Annotated in this window: 11 protein-coding genes; 3 read left to right on the top strand and 8 right to left on the bottom strand. The window is 65.4% G+C overall.

Features of this window, described 5'->3' with window-relative positions; genetic code table 11:
- The first annotated feature begins 340 nt into the window (after window positions 1-340).
- Together FJ974_RS19695 and FJ974_RS19690 are read left to right on the top strand one after the other, a co-directional pair.
- Entirely contained in the window at window positions 341-2,113 is a 1,773-nt protein-coding gene (locus FJ974_RS19695; protein ID WP_140538920.1) for a glucan ABC transporter ATP-binding protein/ permease, read from the top strand.
- A 221-nt stretch (window positions 2,114-2,334) separates the two neighbouring features.
- Window positions 2,335-3,093, top strand: a complete 759-nt coding sequence (locus FJ974_RS19690) for a heme ABC transporter permease (RefSeq protein ID WP_140538921.1) — start codon at window positions 2,335-2,337, stop codon at window positions 3,091-3,093.
- A gap of 157 nt (window positions 3,094-3,250) precedes the next feature.
- On the opposite strand, the gene FJ974_RS19685 is transcribed toward FJ974_RS19690, so the two are convergent.
- Window positions 3,251-4,309: a D-TA family PLP-dependent enzyme gene (locus tag FJ974_RS19685; RefSeq protein ID WP_140538922.1), complete on the bottom strand. Its 1,059-nt coding sequence runs from the start codon at window positions 4,307-4,309 to the stop codon at window positions 3,251-3,253.
- Between the two features lie 203 nt (window positions 4,310-4,512).
- Between FJ974_RS19685 and FJ974_RS19680 the strand changes: the two genes are divergently transcribed.
- Window positions 4,513-5,199 carry a D-lyxose/D-mannose family sugar isomerase gene (locus tag FJ974_RS19680; RefSeq protein WP_140538923.1) on the top strand — a complete coding sequence of 229 codons (687 nt, stop codon included), beginning with the start codon at window positions 4,513-4,515 and terminating at the stop codon, window positions 5,197-5,199.
- An 18-nt stretch (window positions 5,200-5,217) separates the two neighbouring features.
- Here the strand turns inward: FJ974_RS19680 and FJ974_RS19675 are convergent, their stop codons facing one another.
- The 7 genes from FJ974_RS19675 to FJ974_RS19645 are packed head-to-tail and all read right to left on the bottom strand — an operon-like array spanning window position 5,218 to window position 11,453.
- Complete coding sequence (locus tag FJ974_RS19675) at window positions 5,218-5,493, bottom strand: hypothetical protein (protein ID WP_140538924.1); 276 nt, start codon at window positions 5,491-5,493, stop codon at window positions 5,218-5,220.
- Between the two features lie 21 nt (window positions 5,494-5,514).
- Complete coding sequence (locus FJ974_RS19670; protein WP_140538925.1) at window positions 5,515-6,378, bottom strand: RDD family protein; 864 nt, start codon at window positions 6,376-6,378, stop codon at window positions 5,515-5,517.
- A complete protein-coding gene (locus FJ974_RS19665; protein WP_140538926.1) occupies window positions 6,365-7,384 on the bottom strand; it encodes a stage II sporulation protein M in 1,020 nt (339 codons plus the stop codon). Before FJ974_RS19665 ends, FJ974_RS19670 begins: the two co-directional genes overlap by 14 nt.
- Window positions 7,381-8,685 carry a DUF58 domain-containing protein gene (locus FJ974_RS19660; protein WP_140538927.1) on the bottom strand — a complete coding sequence of 435 codons (1,305 nt, stop codon included), beginning with the start codon at window positions 8,683-8,685 and terminating at the stop codon, window positions 7,381-7,383. Before FJ974_RS19660 ends, FJ974_RS19665 begins: the two co-directional genes overlap by 4 nt.
- Window positions 8,682-9,638: an AAA family ATPase gene (locus FJ974_RS19655; protein WP_140538928.1), complete on the bottom strand. Its 957-nt coding sequence runs from the start codon at window positions 9,636-9,638 to the stop codon at window positions 8,682-8,684. Before FJ974_RS19655 ends, FJ974_RS19660 begins: the two co-directional genes overlap by 4 nt.
- Window positions 9,625-10,824: a DUF4350 domain-containing protein gene (locus tag FJ974_RS19650; RefSeq protein WP_140538929.1), complete on the bottom strand. Its 1,200-nt coding sequence runs from the start codon at window positions 10,822-10,824 to the stop codon at window positions 9,625-9,627. Before FJ974_RS19650 ends, FJ974_RS19655 begins: the two co-directional genes overlap by 14 nt.
- Window positions 10,821-11,453 carry a DUF4129 domain-containing protein gene (locus FJ974_RS19645; RefSeq protein ID WP_140538930.1) on the bottom strand — a complete coding sequence of 211 codons (633 nt, stop codon included), beginning with the start codon at window positions 11,451-11,453 and terminating at the stop codon, window positions 10,821-10,823. The genes FJ974_RS19650 and FJ974_RS19645 overlap by 4 nt, the downstream gene beginning before the upstream one ends.
- Window positions 11,454-11,556 lie beyond the last annotated feature (103 nt).

Here is an 11,556-nt window from a genome sequence, read left to right as displayed (position 1 = left end):
CCGGGATGCGCGGTCAAGCTTGCTGTTTTACTTGGGCGCCATCACGCTGGCCGTCCCGGCGCTGCTTTAGTCCCGGCTAAGCAAGCGCCCGGTGATTAAAAATGTGGCAGCCTGCCACAGCTGCCATTATTTTGCCGCAAGGCTGACATTTCACCTTTTATCTCAAACCGTTAGGTGATCACGTCAGATTTCGCACCGTCGTCATCTTTTGTTCGCTAAATGGGAACGGAAGCGATAGTGGGGCATTGTTTTGCGACGCGTTAACCAGTACGTGTCAAAAAATGGTGCAGTGCACAATACTGAGATTGAGCACATAAAAGAGTTTGGCGGAGTAGCTGAAGTGTCACTTCTGCAGATTTACTGGAGAGCGCTGGGTTATCTGGCTGCCGACAAGAAGCGCGTCGCGCTGATCTGCGGCGCCAACGTCGCGCTCGCCATGGTCGCTATCGTCGAGCCGATCCTGTTCGGCCGGGTGATCGACGCCATCTCGAACCACGGTTCGGTGTTCTCGACCCTCGCCGTGTGGGCGGCTCTCGGCGCCTTCAACGTCGTCGCCTTCGTGCTGGTGGCGCGCGGCGCCGATCGGTTTGCTCATGCGCGCCGCTCGGAAGTGCTCTGCGAGTCCTTCGAGCGCGTCATCACCATGCCGCTCGCCTGGCATCATCAGCGCGGTACCTCCAATTCGCTGCACACGCTGCTGCGCGCCGTCGAGACCCTGTTCAGCCTGTGGCTCGAATTCATGCGCCAGCATCTGTCGACGGCCGTCGCGCTGGTGCTGCTCATCCCGACCGCGCTCTCCATGGACATCCGCATGTCGATGGTGCTGCTCGGCCTCGGCGCGCTCTATCTCGGCATCGGCCGGCTGGTTATGCGCCGCACCAAGGCGGGGCAGGCGGCGGTCGAGCGCCACTACCATACCGTGTTTGCCCACGTGACCGACTCGGTCAGCAACGTCGCCGTGCTGCAGAGCTACAACCGCATCGGCCATGAGACCGCGACGCTGAAGCGCTACGTCAAGGATCTGCTCGACGTGCAGAATCCGGTGCTCGACTGGTGGGCTATCGCCAATGCGCTGCACCGCCTGTCGTCAACCATCTCGATGATGATCGTGCTCCTGATCGGCGCCTGGCTCGTCACCCATGGCCAGCTGCGCGTCGGCGACGTCATCGCCTTCACCGGCTTTGCCACTCTGCTGATCGCCCGTCTCGACCAGATGTCGGCCTTCGCCAACCAGATCTCCGAGGCGCGCGCCAAGCTCGAGGACTTCTACCGCCTCGAGGACTCGGCTGCCGACGCCGCCGAGCCGGATGGCCTGCGCGAGCTCAGCAACGTCACCGGCCATGTGCGGTTCGAGAATGTCAGCTTTGAGTTCGCCAACTCAGGACATGGCATCGACGACGTGTCGTTCGAGGTCCAGGCTGGCCAGACGGTCGCCATCGTCGGCCCGACCGGCGCCGGCAAGACGACGCTCATCAACCTCTTGCAGCGTGTCTTCACCCCGTCCAGCGGCCGCATCCTGATCGACGGCATCGACACCAAGACGGTGACCCGCAAGTCGCTGCGCCACTCGATCGCCACCGTCTTCCAGGACGCCGGCCTGCTCAACCGCTCGATCGAGGACAACATCCGCGTCGGCCGTGCGGACGCCACCTACGACGAGATCCACGCCGCCGCCGACGCCGCCGCCGCGCAGGACTTCATCCTGTCGAAGAGCGGCGGTTACGACACCGTCGTCGGCGAGCGCGGCGGCCAGCTCTCGGGCGGCGAGCGCCAGCGCATCGCCATTGCCCGCGCCGTGCTCAAGGACGCGCCGATCCTGGTGCTCGACGAGGCGACCAGCGCGCTCGACGTCGAGACCGAGGACCGCGTCAAGGAAGCCATCGACGAGCTCAGGCGCGACCGCACCACCTTCATCATCGCTCACCGCCTGACTACGGTCCGCGACGCCGATCTGGTCGTGTTCATGGACAAGGGCAAGGTGGTCGAGTTCGGCGGCTTCACCGAGCTTTCGCTGCGCAACGGCCGCTTCGCCAGCCTGCTACGCGCCGGCGGCCTGCTCAACGACGAGGAAGTTCGCCGCCTCAGCCGTCCGGTGACCATCGAAGCGGCGTAAGTCTGGCCTCCTCCTTCTCCCCTTGTGGGAGAAGGTGTCGGCGAAGGCGACGGATGAGGGATGCTCCAGGGAACGCCAGCGTCTCACTCCGCTGGAACACCCCTCATCCGTCTCGGCGCTGCGCGCCGATCCACCTTCCCCCACAAGGGGGGAAGGGAAGACTAGGCCCTGCGACAACCACTCGATTGCCCCGGACGCACCGCCGGTCTATTTAGGACGGCATGAGCGACACCACCTCACGCCTCTCCGGCTGGACCGATCTCGCCAATCCGACGCGCTTCGTCGGGCTGGCCGGCAAGGTCGTCCCATGGCTGGTGTCGATCGCGGCGGTCCTGCTCGCAATCGGGCTCTATATGAGCTTCACCGCGCCCGAGGATTTCCAGCAGGGCATCACCGTGCGCATCATGTATATCCACGTGCCTTTCGCCTGGCTTGCCATGATGTGCTACACGCTGATGGCGGTCTCTGCGCTCGGCACCCTGGTCTGGCGCCATCCGCTGGCCGACGTGGCGCTGAAAGCGGCGGCCCCGATCGGCGCCGTCTTCACAGCGCTGGCGCTGATCACCGGCTCGATCTGGGGCAAGCCGATGTGGGGCACCTGGTGGGTGTGGGACGCGCGGCTGACCTCGGTCTTCGTGCTCTTCCTGATGTATCTCGGCATCATCGCGCTGACCCGAGCGCTGGATGACGCCGGCCGCGCCGCCTGGGCCGCCGCCATCATCACGCTGGTCGGCTTCATCAACATTCCGATCATCAAATTCTCAGTCGACTGGTGGAACACGCTGCACCAGCCGGCCTCGGTGTTCAGGCTCGGCGGCCCGACCATCGATCCGTCGATGTTACGGCCGCTGGCCGTGATGGCGCTCGGCTTCACCGTGCTGTTCTTCGCGCTGCATCTGATGGCGATGCGCACGGAGATTTTGCGCAGGCGGGTAGCGGCGATGCGCAGGGTTGCGGCGCGGCAGGCGGAGCGCACTTGACCTTCTCCCCTTGTGGGAGAAGGTGGATCGGCGCGCTAGCGCCGAGACGGATGAGGGGTGTTCCAGCGGAGTGAGGCGCTGGCTTTCCCTGGAGCCCCCCTCATCCGTCGCCTTCGGCGACACCTTCTCCCACAAGGGGAGAAGGAAAAGGCGCGTTTCACCCCATCCGTCCCCGCGCCGCCACCGGCAGCGTCTCTAGCACCTTGTCGCCGTCGACCAGGTGCACCTGGTCGAACAAATTCGTCACCACGCAGCAATGATCGGGCACGACGCGCACGCGCTCGCCGATGTGAAGCCTGGCGCCTTCCGCGAGCGTGACATTGCCATGCTCTTCGCTGAGGCCAGTGACGCGGGCGCCGGGAACGCCGAGCAACTCGCCGAAATCGGGCAGCCCTAGCGTATCGGACGACAGCGCCTTGCTGCCGCTATCGAGGATGGCGCGGGTCGGCGTCGGATGGCTGACGACGGTGGCCAGCACCGTCAGCGCGCAATCGTCGAGGCTGCCGACGCCTTTGGCGACCTGGTAGCGGTCGAGATAGATGTAGGTGCCGGGCCGGTATTCGGTGACGACGCTGTCCTCGCCCGAGCGCCACATGTCCGGCGTGCCGCCGCTGGAAATGCGCAGGCATTCAAGCCCTGTCGCGGCAAGCGCCTCGCGCGCGTTCCTGAGCCAGACCTCGGCTTCCGTAGCGCGGCCTGCAGCCGGATAAGTCATCAGCCCGCCGAACGCGAGGCCTTTCGCCCGGTCGATCACCTTCGCCAGCGCCAGCGCCTCGGCTGCGCTCTGGACGCCGCAGCGGCCCATGCCGGTGTCGCATTCGACCAGCACGGGCAGGGGATGGCCGGCATCGGTGAAGGTCGCGGCAAGCCCTTCCACCGTTTCGCGGCTGTCCGCCGTCACCGACAGCGTGACGCGGCCGTGCAGCGCCTTGAGCCGCTCCAGCTTGGCTCGTCCAAGGATGTTGTAGGGGAGAAAAATATCGGTCAGCCCGGCATCGGCCATCACCTCGGCCTCGCCGATCTTCTGGCAGGTGATGCCGACCGCTCCCGCCGCCACCTGCTTCTTCGCCCAGTAGGGCAGCTTGTGCGTCTTGATGTGCGGCCGAAGCTTCAGCCCGTGGCTATCGGCATGCGCCTGCGCCTTTTTGATGTTGGCTTCGGCGCGGGCGGCATCGATCAGGATCGCCGGGGTGTCGAGGTCTTCCATGCTTGGCATGAGATCACCGTTCAAAGCATGTCTCCCGAAAGCGGGAACCGGTTTCGAGACATGCGTAAATCAAAAATTCCGGTTGAGGTTATGGGCTTGATCCGGCCGGATGTCACGGGGCCAGAACCGTCAGTTTGCGTCGACAGCAGACCGGTGTTGGGCTATGCCGAGGGAGAGATTTTTAGCAGCAGCGGCCGGAAGGAAGAGGACCCATGAAACGCTCCACCATCAACGACATCATCCGCGACGCCGACGCCTTCATCCGCTCCTTCGGCTATATCATGCCGCCCTTCGCCTACTGGTCGCCGGAAGAGATGAAGGCGCATAAGAGCGACTCCTCGGCTATCTTCACCTCCCGCCTCGGCTGGGACATCACCGACTACGGCCAGGAGAAGTTCGACGAGCTCGGCCTGTTCCTGTTCACCGTCCGCAACGGCCGCTACGAGGACATGAAGCTCGGCATGGGCATGCTCTATGCCGAAAAAATCATGATCTCGCGCAAGGACCAGCTTTCGCCCATGCACCGCCACAATATCAAGGCCGAGGACATCATCAACCGCGGCGGCGGCAAGCTGGTGCTGGAACTGTTCATGCACGATCGCGACGGCGGCATCGACCCGAAGGCCGAAGTGTCGGTGCCGGTCGACGGCACGATCCATCGGATGCCAGCCGGCGGGCTGCTGAAACTCGACCCCGGCCAGAGCGTCACGCTGCTGCCCGGCGTCTGGCACGCCTTCTGGGCCGAAGGAAAAGATGTGCTGATCGGCGAGGTCTCGACTGTCAATGACGATTTGACCGACAACGTCTTCCGCGACCCGATCGGCCGCTTCTCCAACATTGAAGAGGACGTCGCGCCGCTGCACCTGCTGGTGTCGGACTACGAGAAGTGGGTAGGGTAGGCTGGAGGTTGTTGCCGGCTATTTCGCGCGATTGAGAAGTGCGCGCTGCCTGCGCACTTCGGCGATCAGCCGCGGGATGTCCTGCCGTGCGGCGGCCATGAAATCCTGATCCGCGACCGTGGCGCCAGACATTTCGATGTCCTCGCCACGCTCCGCGCCACTACCAGTTTGGATGAAATTCGATCCGCCTGAGAAATCCCGGCCTTCGATCCAAGATTTCCATGGGCCGGGCTGAGCCGCAGTAGCTCGAGCATCTATTTCCTGGAGTTCGGTTTCGGATAGGGGCGTGTTCATTGCATCGCTCGTCCTAGTCTACTACCGCGCGTGCTTGTCCGCCTTCCGATTCCCGAGCAGCAGCTTGCGCTCCAGATGCGCGCGCAATTCGCCGTAATAGGCGGTGAGGAAAGCTTTTGAATCGACAGGCTCGATCCTGGCGCCGATCTTCCCGCCGATCGTCTCGGCGACGGCCCTCATCGCAAAATAGTCGTCGCGGCGGAGCACTTCCTCCAGCTTGTGCAACTCGGCAATGCCGTAAGCATCAAGCTGCGCTGGGCTGAACTGGAAGCGGGCGGCGACCGGATCCTTGCGCAGCGACAGGTCCTCGACTAGCGCTACCTTCGGCGCCTCGACGACCCAGGTGCCGGCGAGCAGGTCGCCGATCCTGAGCCGGTCGCGGTTGAACAGCGGAAACAGCGAAAAGAGCAGTGCCCAGACCAGGCCGAAAATGGTTGACAGCGTGTCGGCGACGTCGGCGCTGGCGCGCGCGGCGAGGATCGACAGCGGCAGGAAAACCTCGATCTCGCGCATCAGGTTGCGCGCGATGACCTGATCGATGGTAAGCCCGGCGCCGCTGCGCGAGGCGACCCGCACGCCGACCATCCGCTTGCCCGGCGTCGCTGCCCGCCGCCCCGCCTCGAAAGCGATGAAATAGACGTTGCGAAGGAAGAAGATGAAGATGATCCAGGCGATGAAGAGCGGCTCTGCTTCCTTGAAGCCCAAGCCTCCGAGCCCGAAGAGGGCGACGAGGCTGACCACCACTGCCGCAACGACGATGATGACCACGTCGAGCAGGAATCCCGAAGCCCGCGTGCCGGCATCCGCGAGCTTGACCCTGAGATCGACGCCCTCCGGCGTGACCAGCGGACGGATCAGCGTGGCGGGGTTCCTAGCCGTTGCCATGCCGCACCATTCGGAACAGGTAGAAATAGCAAATCCATAGCGTCAGCATGCCGCCGCCGATCGCATAGCGCACCGCGTCGCCGGTGATCGTTTGCCGGCCAATGCCTTCAAGCAAGCCGGCAAACAACAACATCACCATCACCCCGACCATCGCGGTCGCCGCGACGCGGCCGGCCCGGGCTGCCGCCGCCATACGGGTCAACTCGCCGGGAAAAGCGATGCTGGTGCCGATGCGCATGCCGGCAGCGCCGGCCAGCGCGATCGCGAACAATTCGGTGGTGCCGTGGATGGAAAGCCAGCCGCCCAGTTCGAGGCCCAACCCCTTGGCCACGTAAATCTGGAATATCGCGCCCAGCATGCAGCCATTCATTAGGATGATCAGCACGCTGGGCACGGCGAAAGCGAAGCCCAGCGCGAAGGCCAGGATCGACACCTGCGTGTTGTGGGTGAAGAGATAGGCGGCGAAGCCCGACAGGAAATGGCCGCCGCCGTCCCCATAAAGCACGCTGCGCAGCATTTCGGCCGATGAATCCGGATTGCGGCCGCCGGCAAGGCCGGGCGCGATGATGGCGTCGTACCAGCGTTTGTCGGAAGCGACCAGCCAGTAACCGGCTATGGCACCGATGATCGTCAGTCCGACCGACACGCCTGTCTCGCGCCATAGGTCGCGGATCGCCGCCGGCCAATCGCGCAGGAAGAAATCGCCGATGCGCTCCTTCAAGCCTCGCCGTGCGCCGTAGAGATAGAAATAGCCGCGCAGGCAAAGCGCTTCGAGATAAGCGATCAGCGCGCTGTCGAGCGACGTTGCCCGCGCCACCGAGAGCGAGGACAAGGCCGAGCGGTAGAGCAGCGGCAGCGACAGCAGCTCGTCTTCCGACAGTGCCCGCGGCGCCCGCTTCTCGACGCGGGCAAGCAGCGCCTCGAATGCCTTCCAGTCGGTTTCGCGCTCCTGGCGAAAGCTCGCCAGCGATTGGCGCAGCGCATCGGTTCCGGCGGGCAGCGTCATAAGAGGTTCTCCTCCTTGAGCTGGATATAGCGCTCGACCAGCGCCGGGCCGAGCCGCTGGTGGTCGGCCTCGATCACATGCGCGCCGAGCAGCCTGAGCCGCCCGATCACCACTTGCCGTTCCCGGAGCAGGCCGCCGGCGGTCACCGCGCGGGCGACATCCTCCGGCGTCGCCGGCGCCATGTCGGCCAGCGTTTCCAGTTCGACATCCCTCATCAGCATGAACAGCACCAGATGCCGCTCGGTCAGCCTGCCGACGGTGCGCAGCATCAGCTCGGCGCTGATCGGATCGACGAAATCGGTGAAGATGATGACCAGCGAGCGCCTGTCGAGTTTTGCCGCAAGCGTGGTCAAAGCGAGGGTGAAATTGGTCTCCTCGGTCGAATAGTCGATCTCGGCCGCCCGCTTCTGGATCATGGTGAAGCTCGACGAGCCGCGCACCGCGCCGCTGGAGACGCGCGGTTTGGCATCGAAGGAGAACAGGCTGACGAGATCGCCGCCCTTCAGCGCGATGAAGGCCGACAGCAGTGCCGCCGTCACCGCTCGGTCGACCTTCGGCACGCCGTCGACCGGCTCGCACATCAGCCGCCCGCAGTCGATGGCCAGCACGATATTGTTGTTCTCCTCGACCCGGAACTCGCGCGCCACAAGCTTGCCGTGGCGGGCGCTGCGCTTCCAGTCGATCATGCGCCGGCCCATGCCGGGCTGGTAATCCTTCAGCGACTCGAATTCGCGGCCCTGGCCGGCGCGCCTTTGCGCATGGCCGTCGGCAAGCGCCGAGCGTTGCAGCAGCGTGATCGCCTCGTCGCGCGCGCTGCTAACGTCGGGCAACACCGCAACCTTACGGTCCATCGGCAGCACGACCTGGTTCCAGATCAGCCCGAACGGGCCCTGCCAGCGCAGCCACAGCCGGTCGAAGCTGGCGATACCGCGCCTGACGGCATCGAATTCGAGGTCGAGCGTGCCGCCATTTGGCGGAAGCCGCCCGCCGGTGCCGTTGACCGGCGCCAGCCGCTGGTCGTGTCCGACGCGCGCCTGCAGCCGGCGCGGCCGTGCGCCGAGGCTGGCGGCGATGTGGAGCGTGAAGCGCCCGCCGACGCCGACCTGCGGCGGCGCGGTCAGCGTGGCGCTGAGCGCGGCGCGTCCGCGCCCGGCCGCCGCATCGACGGCGAGGAAGGCGACAAGCCCGCACATCCACAACAGGCCGAGATACCAGACGGAAGGCAGCGCAAGCGCGATCAGGAAGGCGGGGATGGCACCCGCCGCCGCTGCCCAGACCGCTCTGCCGCTCGGATAGATCAACGCGGCGCTTCCGTGTGGTCGACGAGGTCGGAAACGATCTGCTCAACCAGTCGCCCGTCGATCTGCGCCGACGGCGACAGGATGACGCGATGGCGCAGCGCCGGCACGGCGAGCGCCTTGACGTCGTCGGGAATGACATAGGCGCGGCCGTCGAGCGCGGCCCTGGCGCGCGCCGCGCGGGCCAGCATGGCGCCCGCGCGAGGGCTTGCGCCGACTTCAAGGTCAGGGCTCTCGCGCGTGCCGCGCACCAGCGCCGCGATATAGCCGACGACGTCGTCGACCAGCGTCACCTCGCCGACCGTGGCAAGCGCCGCCTGCAGCGTCTCGCGGTCGGTCCGCGCCGTGATGCCGTATTGCGCGATGTCGTGCGAGGCGGAGCCGCCGCCATGATGGACGATGATGGCGCGCTCCTCCTGCGGGTCCGGATAGCTCACCCGGTGCTTGAACAGGAAGCGGTCGAGCTGCGCCTCCGGCAGCGGGTAGACGCCCTGATGCTCGATCGGGTTCTGCGTCGCCACCACCATGAAATTCCGGCCGAGCGAGTGCGTGGTGCCGTCGAAGGTGACGGCATGCTCCTGCATGGCTTCCAAAAGGGCGGCCTGCGTCTTCGGCGGCGTGCGGTTGATCTCGTCGGCGAGCAAAAGATCGCAGAAGATCGGGCCGCGCGTCAGCGTGAACTGCCCGGTCTGGAAATTGTAGATGTTGGCGCCGACGATATCGCCGGGCATCAGGTCCGGCGTGAACTGGATTCGCCCATAAGCGACGCCAAGCGCCTGCGCGAAGCAGCGCGCCGTCATGGTCTTGGCCGTGCCCGGCGGGCCTTCGAGCAAAATGTGCCCGCCGGCGAACAGAGCCGTCAGCATCAGATCGACCGTGTCGCGCTGGCCGGTGATCGCTTTCGCCACTTCTTCCCTGATCGCTGTCGCCAGGGCCTTCACATCATCGACGTTCACCGAGCCTCCTTGCCGTCCAGTCATGCAGTTTTTCCGCTGCTTCATGCATTGCAGCCAATGTCCTGGAATCGTTCGCGGCATTGAAGCGCGCGCTAAAGCCGCCGGCTTCGTCCTTGTCGCGGGAATCCAGCCAATGGTCGAGCGCCTCGCCCTGCAGCCCGTGCGGGGCGCCGAGCAGCGCCGCCGCCCGCGCCCGCATCAGCGATGCGTAGCGGTCGCCGAGCTCCTGCAGCCGGCCGGCGCGTTTCAAGAGCGTCGCCGTGGTGTCGACCAGCGCCCGCTTGCCGAAGGCAATGGCGCGTCCCTCCGCGCGCGGCGGCCCGAACCGGCCGAGCCCGTGCAGGAAGGCAAGTGCAGCCGCCGTCAGCACCGACAGCGTCAGCGCTAGGAAGGGCGGCTCGACCAGAAGCTTGGCGAGATCGTATTTCTGGCCGATGCCGTGCAGCGTAAGGTCGAACATCACCGCAGGCCTGCGGCTTTCGAGCATCGCGATCAGACTTAGCGCGGCGACCGCCTTTTGCTCGTCCTGCAGCGCGGCGTTGTTGATGAAATCGGGATCGGTCAGGATGTAGAAGGGCTTGTTGTCGAGCTTGGTAAGTATAGCCTTGCCGCTGCCGGCGGCGATCACCGGCTGATCGTCGGCCACCCATTGCAGCTCATCGGGCACCGCAACCATGTGGCCGTCGATATCAATTTGCGCGACCGTGCTCTTCCCCTGGCCGAGCTTTGCCTTGGCGATGCGGCCGAGCCAATCGTTGACGACGGTGTCCGGCAGCCGCTCGACCTTCATTTCCCAGCCTTCATGGCCGAACAGCGGCATGGTTTGCCATTTGGGCAGTACGAACAGCGTGTTCATGCCCGAGCGCAACTTGATGATGCGTTCGAGCGCCGCAGGATCGCTGCCCGGCGCGATGGTGACAATCAGCAGTAGATTTCGGCTGAGATCGCCTTCGGTCCGAACCATCAACTCCGGTCCGCCAGTCAATTTCAGCCATTCGACGAGACCGGCATAGCCGGTGCCGCCCTTGGAGAGCGGCGTGGCGCCGCCTTCGGGCTGGCGGAAGTCGGGCGCATAGGTCGACAGCAGGAAAAATCCGGCCGCCGCCAGCAGGCTGGCGAAGATGCCCCAGAACAGGGTTCTGCGGCTGAACGGCGCCTCGGCTGCCTCGGCGGCCGGCGCGCTCATGCCCAGGCGTCCCGGAAGGCGAAGCGCTCATAGGCGCCCCGCGCCTGCCGCCAGCCCTCGGCGCCGACCGGCCGGCGGGCGAACAGCGCGGCCTCGACGATGCGCGCGATCTCGCTGAAGGCGCTGCGAGCCCGCGCCGGCAGCGATGCGGCGGCGGCGATGTCGCGCGAGGTCAGCGACGGGCGCAGAAAATCGGGCAGCCGTCCGGCGATATCGGCGACGCTGCGGCGAAGCAGAAGGTGCACGGCCTCGTCATAGTCGCCGCGCGCGGCAAGCGCGTCGGCTTCGGAAAGCAGGATCTGCGCCGCGCCCGCATCCGGGCGCCATTCCTCCTGCGCCTCGGTCTCCTTGCGCTTTCGCCGCCAGGGCAGATGCCAGGCGATGCCTTGCGCTTCGAGCGCGATAAGAAGGACGATGACCGCGACGCCGATGATCACCGCGCCCCAGAACATATAGATCATATAGGGGCCGATCTTCGCCAAAGCCTCGAGCAGGGGCTTCATCCACTCCGGCGGTTTTGGCTGCACTAAGGTGGGCAGCGCAAACTGGATCGAATCGTCCGCCAGCAACTGCTTGTGCATCTTCGCCAGCCATTCGGCGTCGGCTGTGCCCGGCTGTGCGACTGTCACCCGCTCGCTCCCCCTGCAACCTGCGGTTCGGCGCCGACACTGGCAATGCTGCAAGATAATTGCAAGTGCACTGGACGGCGTCTTTCAATCTTGGCAAATTTAC

The organism is Mesorhizobium sp. B1-1-8 (assembly GCF_006442795.2).
Lineage (GTDB): Bacteria > Pseudomonadota > Alphaproteobacteria > Rhizobiales > Rhizobiaceae > Mesorhizobium.
The sequence above is the reverse complement of the archived record's forward strand: the minus strand, read 5'-3'. Positions and strand labels throughout refer to the sequence as shown.